General features: G+C 49.3%; 24 protein-coding genes and 2 pseudogenes. 3 read left to right on the top strand and 23 right to left on the bottom strand.

All coding sequences use genetic code 11. The annotated features are described in order from the left end of the window. Positions 1 to 261 precede the first annotated feature (261 nt). A complete protein-coding gene (locus JW799_RS13550; RefSeq protein ID WP_205430240.1) occupies positions 262 to 789 on the bottom strand; it encodes a hypothetical protein in 528 nt (175 codons plus the stop codon). 563 nt (positions 790 to 1,352) lie between these two features. On the opposite strand from JW799_RS13550, the pseudogene JW799_RS13545 reads away from it, so the two are divergent. Then, positions 1,353 to 2,129, top strand: a pseudogene (locus JW799_RS13545) (IS1595 family transposase). A gap of 212 nt (positions 2,130 to 2,341) precedes the next feature. Here the strand turns inward: JW799_RS13545 and JW799_RS13540 are convergent. From JW799_RS13540 to JW799_RS13510, 8 genes and pseudogenes are all read right to left on the bottom strand, one after another. Next, the gene (locus JW799_RS13540; RefSeq protein WP_205430238.1) at positions 2,342 to 2,545 is read right to left on the bottom strand and encodes a hypothetical protein; all 204 of its coding nucleotides are present in this window, start codon (positions 2,543 to 2,545) and stop codon (positions 2,342 to 2,344) included. Positions 2,546 to 2,841: 296 nt separating this feature from the next. Further along, a pseudogene (locus JW799_RS13535) lies at positions 2,842 to 3,033 on the bottom strand (transposase); the annotation flags it as partial. Between the two features lie 98 nt (positions 3,034 to 3,131). Continuing rightward, positions 3,132 to 3,908, bottom strand: a complete 777-nt coding sequence (gene istB / locus JW799_RS13530) for an IS21-like element helper ATPase IstB (protein ID WP_205430236.1) — start codon at positions 3,906 to 3,908, stop codon at positions 3,132 to 3,134. 4 nt (positions 3,909 to 3,912) lie between these two features. Continuing rightward, on the bottom strand, positions 3,913 to 4,305 hold the full coding sequence (locus tag JW799_RS28665) for a Mu transposase domain-containing protein (RefSeq protein ID WP_240353273.1): 393 nt from the start codon (positions 4,303 to 4,305) through the stop codon (positions 3,913 to 3,915). Between the two features lie 47 nt (positions 4,306 to 4,352). After that, positions 4,353 to 5,132, bottom strand: a complete 780-nt coding sequence (gene istA / locus JW799_RS28660; RefSeq protein WP_240353272.1) for an IS21 family transposase — start codon at positions 5,130 to 5,132, stop codon at positions 4,353 to 4,355. A gap of 96 nt (positions 5,133 to 5,228) precedes the next feature. Then, a complete protein-coding gene (locus JW799_RS13520) occupies positions 5,229 to 5,558 on the bottom strand; it encodes an ArsR/SmtB family transcription factor (protein WP_205430234.1) in 330 nt (109 codons plus the stop codon). Between the two features lie 48 nt (positions 5,559 to 5,606). Further along, complete coding sequence (locus JW799_RS13515; RefSeq protein WP_205430232.1) at positions 5,607 to 7,367, bottom strand: SulP family inorganic anion transporter; 1,761 nt, start codon at positions 7,365 to 7,367, stop codon at positions 5,607 to 5,609. 174 nt (positions 7,368 to 7,541) lie between these two features. After that, complete coding sequence (locus JW799_RS13510; RefSeq protein ID WP_205430219.1) at positions 7,542 to 7,871, bottom strand: ArsR/SmtB family transcription factor; 330 nt, start codon at positions 7,869 to 7,871, stop codon at positions 7,542 to 7,544. 854 nt (positions 7,872 to 8,725) lie between these two features. On the opposite strand from JW799_RS13510, the gene JW799_RS13505 reads away from it, so the two are divergent. Beyond that, complete coding sequence (locus JW799_RS13505) at positions 8,726 to 9,736, top strand: ketoacyl-ACP synthase III (RefSeq protein WP_240353658.1); 1,011 nt, start codon at positions 8,726 to 8,728, stop codon at positions 9,734 to 9,736. Positions 9,737 to 10,462: 726 nt separating this feature from the next. Here JW799_RS13505 and JW799_RS13500 read toward each other — a convergent pair. The 4 genes from JW799_RS13500 to JW799_RS13485 are packed head-to-tail and all read right to left on the bottom strand — an operon-like array spanning position 10,463 to position 13,751. Continuing rightward, positions 10,463 to 12,787: a VirB4-like conjugal transfer ATPase, CD1110 family gene (locus JW799_RS13500; RefSeq protein ID WP_205430218.1), complete on the bottom strand. Its 2,325-nt coding sequence runs from the start codon at positions 12,785 to 12,787 to the stop codon at positions 10,463 to 10,465. Further along, positions 12,780 to 13,145, bottom strand: coding sequence for a PrgI family protein (locus tag JW799_RS13495; RefSeq protein ID WP_205430217.1), 366 nt, complete (start codon positions 13,143 to 13,145; stop codon positions 12,780 to 12,782). Before JW799_RS13495 ends, JW799_RS13500 begins: the two co-directional genes overlap by 8 nt. A gap of 34 nt (positions 13,146 to 13,179) precedes the next feature. Further along, entirely contained in the window at positions 13,180 to 13,536 is a 357-nt protein-coding gene (locus tag JW799_RS13490; protein ID WP_205430216.1) for a hypothetical protein, read from the bottom strand. Between the two features lie 29 nt (positions 13,537 to 13,565). After that, the gene (locus JW799_RS13485; protein WP_205430214.1) at positions 13,566 to 13,751 is read right to left on the bottom strand and encodes an aspartyl-phosphate phosphatase Spo0E family protein; all 186 of its coding nucleotides are present in this window, start codon (positions 13,749 to 13,751) and stop codon (positions 13,566 to 13,568) included. Positions 13,752 to 13,920: 169 nt separating this feature from the next. Here JW799_RS13485 and JW799_RS13480 point away from each other — a divergent pair, with 169 nt between their 5' ends. Then, on the top strand, positions 13,921 to 14,172 hold the full coding sequence (locus JW799_RS13480) for a helix-turn-helix domain-containing protein (RefSeq protein WP_054819090.1): 252 nt from the start codon (positions 13,921 to 13,923) through the stop codon (positions 14,170 to 14,172). A 2-nt stretch (positions 14,173 to 14,174) separates the two neighbouring features. On the opposite strand, the gene JW799_RS13475 is transcribed toward JW799_RS13480, so the two are convergent. The 10 genes from JW799_RS13475 to JW799_RS13430 form a co-directional block, all read right to left on the bottom strand. Then, positions 14,175 to 15,014: a VirB6/TrbL-like conjugal transfer protein, CD1112 family gene (locus JW799_RS13475; protein ID WP_144878491.1), complete on the bottom strand. Its 840-nt coding sequence runs from the start codon at positions 15,012 to 15,014 to the stop codon at positions 14,175 to 14,177. A 66-nt stretch (positions 15,015 to 15,080) separates the two neighbouring features. Next, positions 15,081 to 15,380, bottom strand: coding sequence for a glutamyl-tRNA amidotransferase (locus tag JW799_RS13470; protein ID WP_425351434.1), 300 nt, complete (start codon positions 15,378 to 15,380; stop codon positions 15,081 to 15,083). Positions 15,381 to 15,385: 5 nt separating this feature from the next. Continuing rightward, complete coding sequence (locus tag JW799_RS13465) at positions 15,386 to 17,041, bottom strand: VirD4-like conjugal transfer protein, CD1115 family (RefSeq protein ID WP_240353271.1); 1,656 nt, start codon at positions 17,039 to 17,041, stop codon at positions 15,386 to 15,388. A 99-nt stretch (positions 17,042 to 17,140) separates the two neighbouring features. Beyond that, a complete protein-coding gene (locus JW799_RS13460) occupies positions 17,141 to 17,332 on the bottom strand; it encodes a hypothetical protein (protein WP_205430212.1) in 192 nt (63 codons plus the stop codon). A gap of 39 nt (positions 17,333 to 17,371) precedes the next feature. Next, positions 17,372 to 18,277: an ArdC-like ssDNA-binding domain-containing protein gene (locus tag JW799_RS13455; protein ID WP_205430210.1), complete on the bottom strand. Its 906-nt coding sequence runs from the start codon at positions 18,275 to 18,277 to the stop codon at positions 17,372 to 17,374. Beyond that, positions 18,274 to 19,107, bottom strand: coding sequence for a PcfB family protein (locus JW799_RS13450; RefSeq protein WP_240353269.1), 834 nt, complete (start codon positions 19,105 to 19,107; stop codon positions 18,274 to 18,276). The genes JW799_RS13455 and JW799_RS13450 overlap by 4 nt, the downstream gene beginning before the upstream one ends. Continuing rightward, the gene (locus tag JW799_RS13445; protein WP_205430206.1) at positions 19,079 to 20,503 is read right to left on the bottom strand and encodes a relaxase/mobilization nuclease domain-containing protein; all 1,425 of its coding nucleotides are present in this window, start codon (positions 20,501 to 20,503) and stop codon (positions 19,079 to 19,081) included. The genes JW799_RS13450 and JW799_RS13445 overlap by 29 nt, the downstream gene beginning before the upstream one ends. 14 nt (positions 20,504 to 20,517) lie before the next feature. Next, positions 20,518 to 20,958 carry a plasmid mobilization protein gene (locus JW799_RS13440; RefSeq protein ID WP_240353268.1) on the bottom strand — a complete coding sequence of 147 codons (441 nt, stop codon included), beginning with the start codon at positions 20,956 to 20,958 and terminating at the stop codon, positions 20,518 to 20,520. 218 nt (positions 20,959 to 21,176) lie between these two features. Continuing rightward, positions 21,177 to 21,494: a type II toxin-antitoxin system RelE/ParE family toxin gene (locus JW799_RS13435; protein WP_124331898.1), complete on the bottom strand. Its 318-nt coding sequence runs from the start codon at positions 21,492 to 21,494 to the stop codon at positions 21,177 to 21,179. Continuing rightward, a complete protein-coding gene (locus JW799_RS13430) occupies positions 21,472 to 21,762 on the bottom strand; it encodes a type II toxin-antitoxin system Phd/YefM family antitoxin (protein WP_036623502.1) in 291 nt (96 codons plus the stop codon). The genes JW799_RS13435 and JW799_RS13430 overlap by 23 nt, the downstream gene beginning before the upstream one ends. Positions 21,763 to 21,914 lie beyond the last annotated feature (152 nt).

The raw sequence follows: 21,914 nt of genomic DNA, 5'->3' as shown, positions 1-21,914 counted from the left end.
TGTCCGCCCCCTACACGTGGTTTATGGTAGTATCCCACGAATAAGGAAACATATTCAGATTCAATGGATGATTTACACACGGTCCGAGTTGCTCTGTGATGCCTATGCCATGCAAAAGCCGATTGTTGGACATCCACTGTATATTGACGTCAAAATTAGGCGGGCCAACTCCCGCTGTACATCGTTAAGCTTTTCGGAGAGCCCTGATAGACCGTTATTACGATCCTGAAGGATCACCCGTCATTTATGTCAACGCCGGAATTAATTTGACCCACTAACATCCTTCCACGAAGTACGTCCCTCCTTGTCGTAACCAGTCATCTCGGAGGCGTTCAACATTTCGCCTGTTTTGCCATCAAAGAATACGGTCATTCTCAAGCTTTCACTCTCACTGTTGGGAGAATTCGGTGAGATGCCCATAACTCTTAGAAGCAAACGCATATCGTAGGAGTTGGGGTCAGTAAGATATCCGCTGATCGTAAAATGATACCCCTTGATCCAGTCATCCTGTATTTCAGGATTTCCCGGCCGCATACCCAGTACTTCAGTAGCTAGTTCAACTGCCTCGGGAGAATCAATGTTAATATCAGAAATAGCATACTGTCCTTTCCGAAGTAAATTGTTATCGTCCGTTCTCACCTTTTTAGTAACGGCTTTTCCATTATGAATCGTTATGGAAGTAAGAAAATTCCCCTTCTTGCTGCCAAAACGAAGATCCCACGCGTTCCTTTTCCCGTCCGCACCATCGTTTCTTTCCTGTGGAACAGGACTATTATCCGTGCTTGTCAATGGTTCTTCTTCAGTATGCTTCTTTACCTCTCATACCCAAAGCGAAGTGCTTCCATCGCGGTTACGCTTTTTTTTCGTCGGTCTTCTCACTGGTTATAGAGGTTACAAACCCGGATTATTGGACTGGAAACGGGTTCCCAAGGAGTTCTCGACTTCTTTGAATAATCTCAGTGTAGATGAAACAACGGATTCAGAGCTGACCGTAGATGAGGCAAACAAAAAGATGGTTCAGTACGCACAAACGGATGGTCGATCAATTCAGGTGGAACTGATTTAACCTAAGCTAGGTAGGGCCAAAAGACGTGAATGTGGGCAGTCAGTATTGGTTCTTTTCCGAGTGAGCTCTCAGCGTACTAAAAGCAATTCAATTCGTTATCACGTTGTCTTTTATTTTCTATCAAAATTTCATTTTCCTAGGGAGGAATGAAACAAATGAAACTGTTCAAAATCGTAACAAGAGTGACGTTAACATCTGCAATGTTGTTGACTTTTTCTTCCGGCGCATTGCTCAACCATCGAACAACGAACGTTCGGGAGTGGTCGATGTGGCTTAAAAAGAGAAAATGACGTTAAAGAGATTTCAAGAAAAGTTTGATTTAGAAGATGCGTGCCGTGATCACTTGTTTCAGATCCGCTGGCCAAACGGCTTCTGTTGCCCAAAATGTGAGCATCAAGAATTTTTTTGGGCGATATTCCTTGTGGCTCACGACAAACGCGGAGTCTCTGCTGTTTTTCTTTCCCGTGAGTTGGAGATCTCCTATCCAACAGCATGGCTGATGCTTCACAAAATTCGCAAAGCCATGGGAGATCGCGGTGGCAACTATCAACTGGCCGGTTTGATAGAACTCGATGATGCATTCTTCGGAGCGCCCACGGAGGGCGGTAAACGTGGTCGCGGTACCGAGCAAACGCCGGTTCTTGTCGGAGTCTCCCTTAACAACCAAGGTGCACCGCAATATGTCAAGATGCAGGTGATTCCAAATGTCCAGAGCAAAACGCTCGTCGAGTTTGCCAAGCAACACATCAAGCCAGACTCCACGATTAACAGTGATGCGTATCGCTCGTACAACGCACTTGCAGAAGAGTACAACCACCTGCCGATCAAATTTGATGTTAAGGAAAATCCCGATCATTTGAAATGGCTGCACACAATGATCTCTAACGCTAAAGCCTTTATCGGCGGTACATTTTACTGATTGGACGCTAAGCATCTGCAGTCCTACCTTAATGAATTCTGCTTTCGTACAAACCGTCGACAGTTTGAGGGACAGTTGTTTAATCGCCTGCTGGTTGCTTGTACATCAACCGACACCATCACGTACAACGAACTAACCGCATGAACAAAGCGGAGCTAACTTGATATTCATATTTTTTTATTCCTAGCCTATTGAACAAGGCGTATTTGTTGTGAATCATGCTGTACCTGTACCTTATATGACGTGTGATCAGACCGGATGTAACACCTTATGGACAAATTTATTAGTTGAAAATTTATACGTCGGATATGTCTTGCGACGATAAAAGCAGCTTATGCAATGGGTGTGAGAAGGCATCATGTTAATGCTTCAGCAGGAAGAAAAAGAACAATATAAGGCGTTCCGCATCTTGCGAGAGCTGTTTCAAAAAGAAAGACGAAGCGCACGTCGAGAAGGAACCGCAGTAACCGCGACTGGCCGTTCACAAAAGGGAGCCGACAGCCGATTCGACCTCTCCGTTCCATCCGGTAATCGCTCCCCTCTTCGCGTTCGATCATCATTCGGGCGCTCTCCGACGCAACCTTTCATCGTACCGGAACTTCAAAAATATAGGCATCTGGTGGGTGTTGGCGCTCGGATTAAGTGACGGTAATATTCCAATTGACAATGTCATCTGGAAGTAAAGATATTGGCGTTTCTCACACAAAATGTCGGTATGTCGAGAGTCATAACCACCGGCTTAGCCGGTGGCTTCCATCAGCCCTATAAGGGCATGTTACAAGCAAGCGCCTCAAAGGGGCACTAGAAGTCTGCCAACCGCGTGTTGCCTCGGGCTAGCCCCTGAAAAGGAGCTGCTTTACTTGCCCTTTTTCACCGACTCACCCGTAAACAGGTCGATCAGTTCTTTCATCGTGAGTTGTTCGTAGTTCTTATCCTCACTTAGCTGATTGCGAATGTATTCTTCGATCACTTTCTTGTTTCGCCCCACCGTATCCACGTAATACCCTCTGCACCAAAATTGCCGGTTCCCATACCGATACTTCATATGTCAAGTCCAATGAAAATTCCCCAAAATAATCGGTTGAAAATTCCCCATTATGATTGAATAAGGTGCCCCCTAGGGGGGCGGCGCGGCGAAAATCACATTCATTCCTTGGCTTCAGTCAATTCGGGCTTAAAGAATCCGGCTCTCTTCTTTTCCTTGATGCGGTAGCTCTCCCCTTTAATATTGATCGTCGTGGAATGGTGGAGCAATCGGTCTAAGATGGCGGAGGCCAGTACCGAATCGCCGAAAATCTCGCCCCACGTGCCGTAAGACTTGTTTGACGTCAGGATGATCGATCCGCTTTCGTAGCGTTCTGAGACGATCTGAAAGAAGAAGTGCGCGGCGGGCTCCTCCATCTTCCGGTAGCCGATTTCATCGATGATAAGCAAGCTCGGCTTTGTTAGTACCCGCATTTTCTGCTTGATCGTCTGGTTGTGGTAAGCCTGCTGCAGCATCTGCACTTGGTCGTGGGCCGTCACGAAATAGACGGTATACCGGTGCTTGATCGCTTCCAGTGCCAAAGCAACGGCAAGATGCGTTTTTCCCGTTCCCGGTGGACCAAGAAATATAAGATTTTCTCGGTTTTCTACGAACCGCAGCGCCGCCAGATCCCGGATCCGCCGCTCGTCAATGGAGGGTTGGAAACCAAAATCGAATTGATCGAGCGTGCGGTGATACGGCAGGTGAGCCATTCGCGTTTTCAACCGGATAAATCGTTCACGCTTCGCGACAATTTCCTCCTGCAACAGCTTGTCCAGAAATTCCAGGTACGGTATATTGTGCTTAGCAGCTTCTTCGGCGTGGGCGAATACTTCCGGTATTCGACTCCATCCGAACTCGGCAAAAGCCTCTTTGAGGCATTCATGTTGCAGGATCATTGGATCACCGCCTCGTCGAGAAACTGCTCGTACACCGCCAGATCACGTTGGTGCACTTCAGGGGCGCTGTTTGAAACCAGTTTCGGCATCGGGGTGGGGACCTTGTGCTTTCCGCGGTTTGCAGCCCCTCGAAGTGTTTTTGGTTCAACACAAGCTGCCGTTTGCCGAGGGCTTTCGGGTGATCGGCTAGAAGCTGATCGCCGCTGTAGATGGTGATGCGGCCGTTTTTCTGATCCTGCACGTATACGACCTGTCCCACATAGCGATAGGGAACGAGGTGCCGATTCGCTTCGTACGAGACCATGCTATCGGCCGACACCTTGCGAGGGTGGCGCTCGACTTCCTCGAACGGAATGAGGTTGATCGCTTTCAGCCTTTCCCCGAGCCAGCGTTGCATCGGAACCGCACCAGTGGTGCCATGGATTCGAACGTTGGCGACTTGATCTATCCACCGTCTGGCTTGCACATTGAGGTCGTACAAGCTGGTGAACAAGCGAACGCGGGGCCAGAAGTTTTTACGGACGTAGCCGATTCCGTTTTCGACTTTGCCCTTCGTGCGGGCGCGGTAGGCCGGCAACGTTTGAGAGCGATACCGTGATGACTCGCAAAGTGCGAGAACCGTTCGTTCCAGATCGGATGCCCTTGGTCGTCGGTGCCTGTGACAACGGTTTTCATGTTGTCATACAGAATCACTTCCGGCCGGCCGCCGAAATATTGCAGAGCCCGGAGATGGCATCCGATGAGCGTGTCGTCCTCCGTAAACTCTACATACATCATGCGGGAGTAACCCAGTACCATCACGAACGCGTATAGCCGTTTCGGTCGACCATTCCAGTCTGCGACGAACTTTCCCCAATCCACTTGCGCCTGGTACCCGGGCGGCGTTTCGTATCTGACAGTCGCTTTATGGATGACCGCGGGGCGCAGTGGTTTCATGAATTCTCGAAGCTGCGTCGTGCCGCCCGAATATCCTTGGGCTTTGATCTCTTCAAAAATAACATTGGCGTTGATGCATCCTTCTTTCATCCGGGAGCGTATGTAGTCCTTGAACGGATCGAGCTTGGAGGGTTTCACGACCGTACGTTGATAAGATTTGGGCTCCGGCTGCTCCAACCATTTTCGGATCGTTTTGCGATCTCTCCCCAGCTCTTCGGCGATTTGGGTGATGTACATGCCTCGTTTCCTCATTTCGTGGATCAAGTAGAATTCCCCATTTTGAATCATGATGCCTCTCCCCCTAGGGGAGATTTTGCGGAGATGGTGGGGAATTTTCAACCGATTCTATTGAGGATTTTACCGCCGTTCTTCACAATCTGACCCTTACTGTTCATGAGTTCTGGTATCAAGTATGTCAATCACGCTCATTAATTGGTTGTTAAACATGTTTTTGGTCATGAAGAGCAGATCACATAGGAGAAAATCTTGCACCGAATAGACGACGCGAGTTCCCACCTTTATTCCTATTACGAGATGCTTCGCTTTTAAAATGCTTAAATGTTGGGAAACAGCAGAACCTTGACTTTGTAAACGCGTTTGAAGCTCATTGACACCTTTCGGTCCTTCACATAATAACTCCAAAATCTGCAACCGCAGCGGATGAGCTATGACCTTAAAAACATCCACTCTGTACTGCTGAAGTGCAAGTTGCATTCCCATTCACCTCATTTCGTCTTTGGAGCGATGCCGAGTGAGAATAGGTTAGGTCCTTGATGGATCTGGCTTCAAGCTGGTGATTACTTCTTTTTGGGACTCCTTGTTTGATAACGCCGCACATTCCCGGAAAGCAAAGTGTTTACAACCTAGACATTTATTCAAGTCCAGCTGCAATAGCGCGTAGTTAAGCGCCTCACCGGTATGTCCAAAAAAATGTTCAGCCCCAATCAGCGTATACAACCCTGTTCTCCTCAATACTTCCAGCGGCTGAGATTGAATTCCGGTTACAAGAATAATCCCGCCAAACTTCTTGAAATGTTTCACCAAACTGGCTAGATTCGATTCACCCGTCGTATCCATAAAAGGCACTTTTCCCATGCGAAGAAGTAGCACTTTCGGTCTTAAATGAATCGTATCCATGATGGACTTTTCAAACATGTTTGCGGCGCCGAAAAAGAGAGGGCCTTCGATGGTATAGATCCCGATTTGTGGACAATCGTGGCCTTCGGTTACCATATGGGCTTTCACTTTTTCATGTTTAGCTGTTGGGTCAGGCAATACCTTGGAAACCAGTAAGCCGTCACCCATTCGTTTCACAAACAGAATTACGGCTAAGATTAATCCGACTTCAACGGCAGTTGTTAAATTTGTAAATACCGTAAGCAAAAAGGTAATGAGAAGGACAAAAGAATCGCTCGTTTTGGTTTTTAAGACGTGAGCGAATTCTTTTCGTTCGCTCATGTTCCAAGCAACCAGCATTAGAATCGGTGCCATGCTAGCAAGTGGGATCTCTGATGCATAAGGTGCAAACAAAATGAGCACCAGCAATACAACAATGCCATGTATAATACCCGACAGAGGCGAGACCGCACCGTTTTTGATATTGGTTGCTGTTCGTGCAATGGCTCCTGTCGCTGGAATGCCTCCAAAGAGAGGGGTTACCATATTGGCGACACCTTGCCCAATCAGTTCACGATTGCTGTTATGACGACTGCCGGTCATGCCGTCGGCAACAACCGCCGATAATAAAGATTCGATGCCGCCCAACATGGCAATAATAAAAGCGGGGCGAATCAAGTTTTCAATGTGATCCCAGGTTAGATCAGGAAAACGAAAATGCGGTAGTGTGCTTGGAATAGCTCCAAATGACGATCCAATCGTTGCTACTTCCCCTTTAAAGAATACAGTCGCCACTACAGTGGATACGACAAGTCCCACCAAGGAACCAGGGACTTTCGGTAGAAATTTCGGTGTTAGGAGGATGACAGCCAAGCAAACCACCGCTGTGATAACATTGTAGAGGTTCGTAGTTGTGAGATGCATCACAATTTCCTTCATATTAGGCAGAAAATTCTCATGTTTTTCGATACCGCTCAAACCTAAAAAGTTGGCAATCTGTCCGCTGAAGATTATGACGGCAATTCCAGCGGTAAATCCGATGGTTACAGGGCGAGGAATAAACTTTATCAACGCACCGAGTTTAAATAGCCCCATGAGAACAAGAATAATTCCCGCCAAAAATCCCGCTAGCAATAAATTTTCGTATCCGTATTCCATGACAATCGCGAAAAGGATCGGAATAAAGGCACCGGTCGGGCCGCCAATTTGAAATTTAGAACCTCCGAACAAGGAAATACAGATACCGGCAACGATGGTGGTATAAATGCCATATTCCGGTTTTACACCAGCCGCAATAGCAAACGCCATCCCTAATGGAATGGCGATAATGCCAACAATGAGGCCTGAAATGAGATCCTTACGAAATGCGGTTGCATGGTATCCTTCAAACCTTCCTGTCCATTTCATCTGAACTACCTTCTCTTTTTAATATATTTGATTATTTGAATATATGTGAAATGTTAATCCTGTCATTGAACAATGTCAATCACTAAAATCCAACATCACTTAGCACGTTCCCGATTGAAACTCGAAAAAACAAGGTGATCCTTGATGTTATCATGGAACCTCTTGTTATTCAGTTTAAGATTCATTTCGAATGACCTCAAGTAATGAAATGGCATCAACGAGATGATTATCGAAGATCTGCTTTGTTACTGCGAGCAGGTCTTTAATCAGCGGGTCACGTAACGAATAAATGACAGAAGTACCGTATTTTAAGCCCGTCACCACATTTTTATTTCGCAATACTGCCAACTGCTGAGAAACGGCTGAACCTTCTGAGCCTAAAATACTCTGTATCTCATTAACGTTTTTATCTCCTTCACTCAGAACCTCCAGGATTCGAATCCGCATGGGATGCGCCAGCGCCTTAAAAAAATCGGCTTTAAACTGTTGGATATTTTGATTCAACGGCTAACGCCTCCTTAGTCACTATACTTTTGAATATATGAATATCATAACACAACTTCACCCAAAAACATTCTGGAAAGAAGGGCATACCGGAGCATGGATTGTGATTTGGTTGCAACTCCTATATAATACACATTATATTCAAATATCTGATTATTTGATTAAAAGAACATAAGGAGTGGGTACGAATGCCGGACTCTACGAGTAATGACTCATCACATCAAGATTCGTCATCCTCTCACGAATTGACTACACCTTTCATGCAGGTAAGCAGACAAACCGTCATAACAATGGGGATTCATGCGTTACATGAGATTGGGTCCAATTCCATTTGTAACGTTTGTATCGCCAATGGAGGTTCCTGTTGTCAAGGGTGTCGACATCTTGTCAAAGGTATTGGATGCCAAAAACGAAATACAAGTTGTACGGCATGGTTATGCGGGTTTTTAAAGTTCTTTTTGTATGAAACTGGTCTACTACGAGAATGGAATGACTTTTGGGAGCAAGTCCCGGGACAAGATTACCGTGAGGACTTTACGCCAGAGGTCTTTTATGTGACAAAGTCGTTATACCTTCCGGATCTTCGCAATTTGAGTGAGGCTCTTGCTACTGATCTTCATAAACTGGCTAAATCTCACATTGCGATCGTGTTTATCCTAACCCTACGGGAAAAAATCGATAAACAGATTGATCAACTCCACGAGTGTCAGCATAATCGGAAAAGGAAAACCAAATTCAAACGGAATATAAAAATGTTATCCAGTCCTTTCCACCGTTTTCAAAAAGAACTTCATGAATATCGACAAAAATTTCCGATTTCGTAGCAATTTCAATAAGGATGAAGGGTGGGAATATTGGTGATTCATTCGCGTATTACAGCCATTGGAACGTATGTACCCCAACGTAAACTGACAAATGATGATTTGGAAAAGATGGTGGATACCAGTCATGAATGGATCGTACAGCGGACAGGCATTCATGAACGACGTATTGCTGAGCGAGACGAATTTACCAGCGATCTCTGTATAAGTGCAGTCAGGAATCTCGTCTTTCGGTATAACAAGACAATCGAGGATGTGGATTTTATTATTGTTTGCACCACTACACCAGATTTTCCTTTTCCTACAGTATCCTGCTTAATTCAAGCCCATTTTCAAATTCAAAACGCTGGTGCGATTGATATTAGTGCCGCTTGTGCTGGATTTACTTATGGACTTATCATGGCTCATGGCTTGATTGCTTCTGGACTGCATAGGAAGGTTCTGGTCATTGCCGGTGAAACGCTGTCCAAAATTACAGATTATTCGGATCGTACAACCTGCGTCTTGTTTGGCGATGCCGCCAGTGCCGTTCTAGTGGAAAGAGATGACCAATTTGAGGGATTCGTCAGTCATCATGTTGGCTCCGATGGCACAGGGGGAGTCCATATTTATCGGACAGGGCTTGCCAATAGACTCGGCGAGCAAAAGTTGTGCGACAACAATTGCATTGTCCAAAACGGAAGGGAAGTATTCCGTTGGGTGATGCGAACCATACCCAATTCGATTCATCAATTGATTAACAAAAGCAGTCAGACTATAAATGATGTGGACTGGTTTATTCCCCATAGCGCGAATATGCGACTGATTGAGCCGCTTTGTGAGAAACTGGAGTTCCCTTTAGAACGTACGTTACATAGTCTAACTTACTTCGGTAATACATCGTCGTCAACGATCCCTCTATCCCTCGATCTTGGGATTCGGAATGGGAAGATCTGTATCGGAGACCAAGCCTTACTGTATGGGTTTGGGGCTGGACTCGTGCATTCGGGCGTCCTCGTAAGGTTACAACTTGATCCTGTCGTTAACGAGCCTCTCCGATTATAAATAACAATTATATGTAGCCGCGGCACCTCTTGAAGGTGCCTCTCTCTTTTTTAGCGGGTATACATCATGTGAAATGAGGGAACAAACAATTTGAATGTATTCAAATATTCAAATATTAATTTGTTGTGTCAGTGAAGAAGTCCCGAAAACTGCTCTGTTTGATCGTATGGATGAGTTTGCTGTCGGGCACAGGATGTCACCCATTTGTGTTTGATCAATCACTGGGAGATCTCTTTGTGATTCGAGTTGCAGGAAATATCGTACGCCGTCCGCCCGGGCAACCTCGATCCCTTCTTGCCGCTCTGCTTATCGACAAAAATAAAACGGTCCTCAATGCCAAGCTCTCGGAACTTTACGAGCAGTCGTGCCGGAGTTTGGCCTTTAGCCGATACTCGGCCATAGGCTAGCTTCATTTGTGCCTCTCCTTGTATCAAAATGTCCTTGAAGAATACGAAACGCACCTAAAGTCATTTAGGACATTTTGATACGTGAATACAATTACCTTTTCTGCGTCTCAAAAAGCATTCGATTTGAAATGATGAATTGGATAAACCGCCCATTAAGGTTTTGTAATGAAGTGACAGAAACTATGGAATGCGAATACTCGGCAGAACATTGTAAGTTTCCTAACAGCCAAGATTTACTGGTGAAGAGTCCATGAGAGATGTATATTAGTGCATAGCGGCTGATCCTGTTTGCGACCAGCCGCCTACTGCTGTTTATCCATTACTCTCCGGGCTTCGTTGTCATTAGGCCATACAGTTTCGTGTGCCGCGGGAACTTGTCGGTAAACGGTACGAGGGAACTGCCGACCTTCATCAGACCATTCCCGGCGTCAACATTCGTAATGTGGGACAGTTGCAGGTCCGAAATGTTGAGCAACTCGGCAAGCTCTACTCGGTCTGTAGCTGCTTGATTCAGCATCACGATAAATTCGCTGTTCGCGAGCATCGTCCGGGCCGTATGGCTTTGCAGCAAATCATCCACATTTTGCGTAATGCCCGTACAAAAAGCGCCATACTTTCGGACGCGCTTCCAAAGCGTGAACAGAAAGTTGGCACTGTATTCATGCTGAAACAGAAGATAGATTTCGTCGATTATGATAAATGTATTTTTGCCTTTAGCCCGATTTTGTGTAATCCGATTCAGGATGCTGTCCAAGACAACCAGCATGCCGATCGGGAGGAGTTGTTTGCCCAAATCGAGAATGTCGTAGCAGATGAGCCGGTTATGGACATTGACATTGGTCGGTTTGGCGAACGTGTTCAGACTGCCGGAAGTAAACAGTTCGATCGCCAGCGCAATGTCCTGCGCCTCCGGCTCCGCTTGCCTCATCAGTTCCGCGCGGAAATCCTGCAACGTCGGTGGCTGTCCCTTGTAGTTGCTCTGCAAATATTTCCGGTATACGCTGGCGGTGCAGCGGTCAATGAGCGACTTTTCCTTGGCTCCCAGTTGGTATCCGCCAATCAACTGCTCGCACAACGAGAGGACGAATTCCGATTTGAGAATGATTGGATTAGCTCCGTCGCCATATTGACGATTCATATCCATCGCATTAATATGGTTCGGCGAAGTGGCGGATATATGAATCGTCTCGCCGCCCAATGCGTTCACCAGTGCGGAGTATTCCCGTTCCGGGTCGATCAAAATAATATCGTCGTCGCTGGCCAGCATCTGGTTGACGATTTCCCGTTTCGCGGTAAAGCTTTTGCCGGAACCGGATACGCCGAGGATAAAGCTGTTTCCATTCAGCAATTGCTTACGGTTGGCGATTATCATGTTTTTGCTGATCACATTTTGTCCATAGTAAATGCCGCCCGGATGTATAATTTCCTGCGCCCGGAATGGGATAAAGACCGCCGTGCTTTCAGTCGTTAGCGTCCTTAGCGCATGAACCTTCCGCAAGCCGTAGGGGAGCACCGTATTCAGACCGTCCATTTGCTGGTAGGTAAGCGTGGAAAACTGGCACAAATGCTTGCGGGCGGTTGTGAGCAGCGCCTCCGTATCGCTGTCGAGCTGCTCCTTGCTGTCCGCGATATGGACCATCGTCAGCAGGCCAAACATCATCCGCTGGTCGCGAGTGGTCAAGTCGTTCAAAAATTCTTTGCTCTCTTTGCGTTGCTGCTCCATATCGTAAGGGACCACGGCGGAAAAATTGTTGTTCCGGTTTTGTCGCCGCTGCCAATTGGTGATGTTCGTCTCCACGCCGAGCAAACGGCTCTCCACCTCGCGAACGGCCTCGTCGGTAGGAATCGGAATAATATCCAGCGACAGCAGCAAATTCCGGTTCAGGTCGCAAAGCTCGGACACCATGCTGTCCTTAATATAGCTGGCGTATTCCCGCAGAAAGATGACGCGGCCAAAAAAGTTGCCCATCCGAAAATGATCTTTTTCAAACTCGAACGTATCCGGGCAAATGTAGTCCTTGAAATCATGGCCCTTGCGCATCGTTTCGGACAGATGGAAACGAAAATCCGCTTCCTCGCCAATCCGAAAGAAATCATGGAAAATGCGCAGACGGTCAGTTGCATCCAGTTCGATACATTTGGAACCGAGACGGGAAAAATGCGACATCAATTCGGTCCCGACCCGCGCGAAGTATTGACGGGCTTCCTCCACATTTTTCTTGACGACAGAAATGGTAACGTACTTTTCCTGAATCGTTCCATTCGCGCCAATGGCCTTTGCGAGCAACATCTCGTTATACTCTTGCCGGTACACATCGAGATGGTCCTGCCGTAGCGGAATCAGAATCGAGCTTTCAAAATCGGCCCGATTCAAACGCCGGTTATGGATCGTGATCTTCGTGGTCGCTCCGCTGTCAAAGGAATTGAGCAGCTCGGAATAAGACAAAAACATCGCTTCCTTGTCTTCCCTGGACGCGACGGCGTAGTTGATATCCTCGAACCGATACGATTTGGAGAACTTGTTGCCGACAAAAAAAATCCCGTCCGGCCAGAGGGCACGAATCGGGATGACTTGCTGAACGCCTTTCGGGATATCAAATCGTTCCTTGTCCTGCTTGATGATGCGTCTGAGCGTTTTAATCACGGCGCTTCATCCTTTCCTGCTCACGATACTGCATGCTCTTTTTCAGCGCTTCAACGTAGATGTTGGTCGAATAGAAGACGAATCGCCTTGGCAACAGAAATTCCGATTTCACATACGTCCAAAGCAACTGCTCGGCCGTCATGCCGTGATAATTGATGAAACCCAAGGCTGCGCAAGGCGCGGCCCCCAATATGCACATCCAACTGAGCGTTTCCAAACCAAAGCGGCCGCGCAGTCCAAAATAAAGTGCGATCGCCACGCCAACAGCCAGCACAGAAAAAAAGAACTGCCGCAAGGACAGTCCAAAGAATAAGCTTTCGGTATAATCCCGGATTTCCCGGTTAATTTTCACTTCCATTTGAACTCCTCCCATAAACGATGCTCACTATGGTCTACAACTCGCCCTCAGCTTCCGGTTGAACCGATGTTGGCTCTGACTTTTTCGTTTCTTGCCAACAACTCATCGCCGGATGGAAGGGGATCGGAAGCAGCGCAAACGCAAGCTGTACGCCGTCTCTCATCCCTTGCAAATACAAGCGTTCATTCTCCAATGCCCGCGTAAAATGAACCTTGTCCTCCCATTCCATAAACGCCAGCAACTGCGTCATCTCCACGCCGGAAAACATCGCATGAAAAGCTGTATTCTCTTCATCGCGACATTTGCGCAACTCGGGATGGCGTTCGATCCGAGCTGAAACGTGGTCCAGCCGCCGCTGGATCGCATCTTGAAACCATAACGGAAACTCCATTGACATCCCCTTCCTTGTGCGAATGCGATCTAGCGCAGCTGATGCTTTCGTCCGCACTTCCTTTGAAGCCACTGGACGATCCATTCGTCCACCTTCCGGCTTTGAGCCTGAACCGCCTCATTCTCGAACAGAGGAATCCCCTCATCAAGAGATTTTTTCCCGAGTTCGTTCAACTTCCTTCTTTCCTCCTCCAATTGACCAAGCAAACGTGTCATCGGTCGGCCTCCTAGTGTCTTCATTAGATCGGCGTTCCTAGCTACCTGAACGGAAGATTGCCTCTCCATTTTACTGCGAAAATCGGTTTATTTTATTTTAATGCGATATTAGCATTAAAACAATGATGCACTCACGTACAATTTTGCTTGTAATGTGAGGTGCATACAAATGAAACATCGAAAAGAACCGCCAGGCGACAAAAATATAATCGGCGTGAGAGTCGTTGCCATCCGCAAGGCAAAGGGGATGAAACAGAAGGAGTTTCTCGCCAGACTGCAAACGGCTGGCCTTGACATCAGTCCTACCAGTCTTTCGCGTCTGGAAGGGCAGTATCGGCTTGTCCAAGACTACGAAGTCGTGGCGATTGCCAAAGCGCTGGATGTTTCCGTCCGGGAATTGCTGGGCGAAGAATCGGAATGAAGCTACAGCCCCATCATTTCCCTCACCACCCGGTCCGCCATTTTGACCGTCCCCACGAGTACCAGCATGTTGAAAATCAACTCTCCGATATAGGTCCACACCATCGTGACTGCACCCGCGCCTTCATCGACCGCCGGGGGAGCGGAGGCAAAGGCGGAGTAGATGATGCAGGCGAGTACGATAATCGCCCCCTCCAGACAAGCGGCCGCATACCCTTTGAGAAACGATTTGCCGATATTTTGGCTCGGCTCCCCGGCAAAAGCGGACAGCGGAACGGGAGCGATGGCTGTATATAAATAGATGCGAAAAAAACGCCCGTACACCGAGAGAATCATCACAAAAGACAACACCGTGATGAACAGACTGCCCAAAAGGGAAACGACCCACAGCGGTATGCTTTGCCAAAAGCCGACGTCTTCAATCGCTTTTGCAATGGTGTTCGGCAAGGTCATAGCCTCCGTCTTTCCGAACCCGGAACGCCCCATCATCGTCGAGATGATTCCCTGAACAATGGTAAACAGCGCCATCATGAGCTCCAGCCCGTAGGTGACGACCGCTTTGGCCAGGACGAACCGGATAAACAGCTTGACGGCCATCTCCGGCTTTTTCATTTCGGCAAAACTGCCGGTCGTCTTCACCACGCCAATCACAAAAAACAAGACCAGGAGCGCCAGTCCCGTCGCCTGCAACGCGCCATGAATGTCGGTAATGACGCGCCAAACGCCGCCGCCTTTGAAGTCGGCCGGCGACTCGGTAACGAGTTGCCAGATTTCGTTCATTTTCTCGTTCCACGTATCGAGCGCATGTTCGAGATTGTCAATAATCCAACTGTTTTTGGCCATATTCTCACCCCTTTCTGTAAACGGGGAACAGACAAACCGTCCGTTCCCCTCATTTGCGACTCCTGTTTAACCGGCAATCAGGGTAAGAATTTCCTTCGTGAAGGTGATGATAATCCCGCCGGCGAGCGTCAGGAACCCGTTCGCCCGCTGGGAAGGGTCATGAGACTTGAGCGACAATCCGATCTGGACAATGCCGAAGCCGAGTATGATCATGCCGATGGCCCGGATTAAGCCGAATATGAAGGTGGACAAATTATTGACCGTCGTCATCGGGTCGCCCTCGGCATAAGCGGTGGAGACGAACACGGTTCCCGTTAAGACCAGCATGATGTACAGCGCCAGCAGCCGTTTCCTTTTGATTTTCAACTTCATCATTCCCTTCGTAAAAATAGCGACTCCATGTCTTCTTCCGACAGAAGCTCGTACTCTCCGTTTTCGTGAAGCAACACCTTTCGCCAATCCAAAGCGTGCTCCGTGCCGCCATGCTGGTAGGGGAGACCGCTGCCATCCGTCGTGAGCTCGACATGGGGATGCCTGAGCAAATCGTACTTGTCGTCCTGAACAGGACGCTCGCCGCGAATAAAGAGTAAAGCATGGCGGTTATCGAGAAGACGCACCTCATCGGGCGTCAGCAAATCGCGACCGGACAACTGATAGTTGATCGAATAGCTGCCGCTGCGTCCCTTGCTTTGGCCGTACGTGTTCGTGTCGATCGTTTCCTTGCCCAGCAGCTCCGAGACGTATTTGTGGGTGGATTGTTCATTGCCGCCCAGGTACAAAAACACGTCGCAGTTCCCGACGATCGATTCCCACGACTCCTTATACAAAGCTTTGAGCTGCGCCAGATTTTGCAGGATGATGGAGACCGAAATCTCGCGGCTGCGCATGGTGGAGAGCAGCTTGTCGAATTCATCGGGCAAGGCGACGTTGGCAAATTCGTCCATCACAAAATGCACGTGCACCGGCAAGCGTCCGCCATGACGGTAGTCGGCCTCGTACATCAGGCATTGGAAAAGCTGGGTGTAGAGCATCCCGACGATGAAGTTGAAGCTGCTGTCGTTGTCGGGAATAACGGCAAACAACGCCATCTTCTTTTCTCCCATGACAGCTAAATCCATTTCATCGACCAGGCTCATCCCGGCGATCGAATGCAAGTTGAACTTCTCCAGCCGAACGCCGAGGCCGATCAATATCGATTTGGCTGTTTTCCCCGCCGCCAGCTTGAAGATGTTGTACTGTTTGACCGCCAAATGCTCCGGGTCGCGCATGGCCAGCCGTTCAAACAACTCGTCCAGCGGACTCTGGTAGGTTTCGTCTTCTTCCCGCACTTCGGCGGCGGCAATCATCTCCATCACCATCGGAAAATTCTGTTCCTCCGGCGGCGCTTCATAAAGCAAATACAACATGAGTGCCTCCAGCAGCGCCGTTTCGGACCGTTCCCAGAACGGGTCGTTCGTATTGCTGCCCTTCGGCGTTGTATTGCGAATCAGGTTGGTGACCAGCTTCAGCACATCCTTGTCGTCGTTTAAATAGGCGAAAGGGTTGTAGCCGTGGGAGCGGTGCGGATTGATCAGGTCGAGCACCTTGATGTCATACCCTTTGGCCTTGAGCAGATGGCCGGTATCGCGCAAGATTTCGCCTTTCGGGTCGAGAACGACGAACGACGTGTGCGCCTGCATCACGTTCGGTTTGGCATAAAACCTTGTTTTGCCGGAGCCGGAACCGCCTACGACAAGCACATTCACATTCCGGCGATGCTTGCGGCCGTCGAGTCCGATGCAAACCTGCTTGGTTAAAATTTTGTTTTGTTCCTGCTGCTTGCTTCGATATTTGGCGCAAATGCTTTTCGCCTGGCCCCAACGGGCGCTGCCGTGCTCCTCCCTACGCCGGTAGTTTCGAGGAGAAGCCAGATAAACGCCGACGCCGAGTCCATAAGCTAGCGTAAAAAAGAGCAGACAGCGGGGCGTATCGTCTACCCACTGAATGTCGAACGGGTGGTTGATCGCCGCGCTGAGATGCTCCACCATCGCCGGCAGCCCCCCGGAAAGTGCAGGGCGGTCAGCATCGCCGCCCACAGGACGGGAATGAAAAAAACCGCAAAGAGTATCAGGTTACTCCTTGCGGTTTCAACGCGCCTCATGGTGGCTCCGGCGCTTATTTTTTTGAATGGGGGCATCAATCGTTTTGAGCAACAATTCATCGACGGCATCGGTGGGGCGCTTCTCACCGATCAAATCGTTACGCAGCGCATTCAGCGCATGCACCACGATGCCATGCTCATAATGATCCAAACAGAGAATCCGTTCTTCTTCCTTCACAGGCGCTCCCTCCCTGAGCAAAATAGAACTTGACGGCGCTTACCTTGCCGGTTCCGGCCGCTGTTGTTGCCGCTGCTGCGCCAGCATCCGGTTCATCCTGCGGGCCATGTCATGCGCGGCATCCTTCATCACCATCAGTTCGGTGCGAATTTGCTGCGGCTCGATGTCCTTCAGCTTCTCCGGCACTCGATGAAAACGAAAAGAAGACGTGTCTACGCCGAACTGTTTGCACAGCATATAGGAGGCGCAATATGCATGGAACGTAGAATCGGAACGGCTGTAACGGCCATCGCCGCGATCCAGTTCCGCATGCGCCAGCTCCTGCGCGAGCGACCGGAAAATATCCCCGGCATCCAGGCCGCGGCGGATGACAATAATTCTCGTGTCCGGCTGGTATATTGCATGCATTTCCGGCAGCAGCGCATCGTTAATGACGATCGGGACGGGGGCGCGATCCACCAGCGCTTTGATACGCATCCGGTCGTCCGGGTAAGTCGGCTGTTCCCTCTTTTGGCTGGCCGTCGTTTGTGCGATGTCGAACATCTTTTTGGGGTTATAGCTAATGCCGGTGCTGCCGTCTTCCCTCCGGTACTCCTCACCCGGCTCCAAAATGTAAAAGCCGGTTTCCTTGCGACGAATAAATACGCCTTGTTCTTTCCATGTATCAAAATCGGCGATGCGGGTCGCCTCCGGCCGCTGCGCGAGAATCAGAAGCGCATTGGATACGCTGTAGCGATCGAAACGGCTCTGCACATCCAGATAACACTGAAACTCATCGCCGCTTTGCGCAATGGAGGATGTCGCGGCATCAATCGTCTCATAAGTCCATTGCCTAAGTTCCTGCTTTTTTTGTGCCCAGGCTTCCTTGTCAAACGGTTGTTCGGACGGATTCGTGGATGATCGACTGGCTGCATCCTGACGGAATAAATCGTCCAGATTGTTCATTTGGCTTTCCCTCGCTTTCGAGATTCGTTGGATTTGGTTTTCCCCGTCTTCGCTTTACCGGCATTTCGCTCGCTTCGTTGGGTCAGCGACGGTTCCTTGACCAACTGACGCCGCTCTTTCTCCGCTCTCCTATTTTCTTCCCGAATCTCGCGCAGCAGTTCACGGATCGATGGCCGCCGCTGCACGGTCTCGGCTTTCTGTTCAATCGTACCCCTTGCGGATGCTTCGCTGCGCCCGGAGGTAGGCTCGGACGGATGGGGCGGCTCCGTCGTCGCCATTGTGGGGTTTGGTTGGTCGTGCGCCGGGAACGTTGGCTGCTGTGATTTGTTCCCTTGCATCAATTCGTCCAAAAAATCGTCGGCGCTCTTTTCCGGAGTCGTTCCCTTGGCCGCGATTTCTTGCTCCGCCGTCCGCTGCTGAGTTTGGTCCAATGCTTGCTCATGACCTTGCTCGGACGCATGTTGAACGGGCTGTTTTCCGGCGCGGGATTTTTCAATTTCGCTTTTAATGCTGGCCGTATCCACGGTCGCCAGTTTGAAGCGCTCGACAATGCGGTTAATTTTGGATGCGTCCTCGGCCCGCACCATCACGTCGCACAATCCATCGACATTCTTTTTGTCTCGCAAGGCGCAGTACAGGACTCCGTATCGTTTGGCTTCCTTGCAGAACGTAGGCAAGTCCTCATTTTTAACGGCAAACACTTTCAGTTCCTTGCCGCTGCGAAGCAAGCTTTCCAAACGAGTGCTGCCTTTCGTTCGTTTCTGCCCCTGCAAGGCGGCAAACAAATATACGGCCAAATGCTTAGCGCCTTCGCCGGAAATCTTGGCCATTACCTCGATGCCCCGCAGACTCATGTTGACGACCTGATCGGCCGCCTCGGCTCCACTGCTCATGGATGGAATCCTCCCTTCGTAATGGTTGATTTTGCTTGTCGCCATGTAGTTTAGTCATCATTTCACCGGATCGGGCAAGGATGCCCGCACACAGCTTCACCTCCTTTCTGAGCGTGGCAAGCCGCTTGGATAGTACGGCTATTTGCTCCTTGTAAGCGACGATCTGGCTTTTCTCCTTGCAGCGGCGGAGGCGGTTGTACAGCGCTTTGCGCTCGCCGTAAAGCAAGCGCATCTCTTGCCGGGTGACAGATACATAGTCCAAAAGCTGATCCTTGCTGGAAATACGGTGCTGACAGAGCAGCTTGGTCTGCGCGGTAATAACCGCCAAATGCCGCAAGTCTTCCCGCAATAAAAAAGGCGTCCTTCTCACGGACGCGCGAAAATGAGGCAGTATGCCCATCTCATATAAATAGCGCAGGTACAATGCTTGCAAGCCGCTGAACTTCCTGCCGGATCGAAGCGTTCCTTTGCAAACGGCGCGCCTGCGTCGCGGCATTGGCAAAGGCTGTGATTTACGGGGAATGCGGTTTCGCAAAATCCGCTTTTTCAGAGCATCTTCAGTATAGTCGTCTCCCAAGCTGCGCAAACGAACGAAACGTTCTTTACCGGGTGGACGCACCGCCATATGCTTCACGGTCGTTTTCACTTCATAGCCTTGCTTCTGCAACGCGGCGATAAACTGGGTCCATGTCATCGATGCCGCAATCGCCTGATCTACATCGGTTCGAATCAATCCTCGCCAAGTCGGCTTTCCTTCCTGATCTGCTTTCCATTCTCCGTAGTGTTTGGCCTTGCCCGGCTCGGGCTGCTCAATTACTGACAATGCATGTTCCCGGCATAACCGGTCGGATGTTCTCCGCAGAAGGGCGTAGGAAGCTTTGTTGTCGTAGTACCTTTTACCGTCGATAAAGGAGACGGAGTTCAGCACAAAGTGATTGTGCAAATGCTCTTTGTCCAAATGTGTCGATACGACGACTTCAAAGCGATCTCCCCATAGCTCCTGTGCCAGCTTGACGCCGATGGTGTGCGCCATTTCCGGCGTCGTTTCGCCGGGTGCAAACGCTTGGTATCCGTGAAACGCGACGATGCCATCCATCTTTTGAAATTGACGCTTGGTGCGCTGCATTTGCTCGTATGCGGTGAGCGGGTCGCAATTGATGCCGCTCACATAAAGCTGCCTTTCCGTTTTGACATCCGCTTTTGCATATTCCAGCACCTGCCGCAAGCCTTCATTCTTCTCGGCGCGATCTTGCGCTGTTTTGTCGGGATTGGTGGCGTAATCAATCACGCGCTTCAATCGGTCGGTGACATCCCATATTGCCGTCGTCGCCATATGTGACGCCCCCTTTACGGCGGATGCACATTTGGAGTCGCTTGCTCGGTTCTTCGTTCCGGCGCAGTCACGGCCTGTTGAATCTGTTGGACGGCGCGGCGCAACTGATCGGCCTCCCGCTGAAAAGTGGCCCGATCCAGATGGCCTGTCGCATGTGCTTTCGCCGCCAGTTGATTAAGATTGTTGCCAATGGCGTGAAGCTGGCGCATCATCGCGTAATAATCCGGTGGCGGCAGCGCCTTCGGGATATAGCCATTGATCAAGGAACGGAGATAACCTTCCCGTGAAAGTCCGGATTTTTTCGCATTGGTTTGGAGTCTTGCGTCTTCTTCATTGTTCACCCATACCTGAATGCGAATCCCTCGTTTTCTCATCGCTTTCGCTTCTTTCTTCAAAAGAATGGTCTTAATAAAAATGCTAAATGGCTTCTGCCGTCTCTGAAAAATACCGTTCATTGTTGCAACCTTTATTCTTGAAAAACAGCGTGTTGTTTAGATGTGGGGTATTAGGGGCCTGCCCCTAACAAGCCGAATTTGGGAGACCAAATTCAGTGCTTGCTGCAACACGAGACATCCGTCTCGCGTCGCCTTCAAGCACCTGCCGGGAAAAAGAGAGGACCCCAAAAACACAAAAAGACGCCGATTCGCTCAGCGTCTTCCTCAGAACTTTTTTGTTATCGCACCAACCAGCGGTAATCCTGGCGGCAGTCTACAATGAAATCGACATACACGATTTCATCCTGAATCTGATACAACACCAGATACCATTTTTCCACGAACATCTTGTGATACTTGTTTGACGGAATAAATTCAGCTTCCAGAAAAGGATAGCGTTCCGGCATTTTCGCCAAGGAACGTATCGCTTGCAGCAATTCGTTTTTCGTTTTTCGCGCCGCATCCGGATTTTTTTCCGCAAGGAATCGCACATGAACCGCCAGCATTTGGCGGGCGCGATCGGAAACGATGATCTTATAACGGGGCATCTTTTCCATGCTGAACCTCGTCTATAATGCCCTCCAGGTAAGCGTCCAGTTCATCCGGCGTCACACCAACACGGCCCGCCAAACGATCCTCTTGCACAGCGAGCAGTTCTTCGCGCAGCTTTAACATCTTCTCGCGACGGGAAAACGTCTCAATGTCCATCACGACGAGATCGCCTTCACCGTTCTTGGTCAGATACACCGGTTCCCCGGACGATTTGCATAGATCGGCGATTTCATTATAGTTTTGCCGGATACTGGCGGAAGGCTTGATAATCATCTTGGTCACTCCTTGATAGCTGTATATTGATTTTATTATACCTATTACATGCTATACAATCAATGCAGTTGCGCTTATCCTCAATCTATTCACATCTTATCCACATGCTGCGAAAATTTTCCGTAACCCATAAAAAAAGACACCAACCGTTC

The organism is Cohnella algarum, from assembly GCF_016937515.1.
GTDB classification, from domain to species: domain Bacteria; phylum Bacillota; class Bacilli; order Paenibacillales; family Paenibacillaceae; genus Cohnella; species Cohnella algarum.
This window is presented reverse-complemented; position numbering and strand designations above follow the sequence as displayed.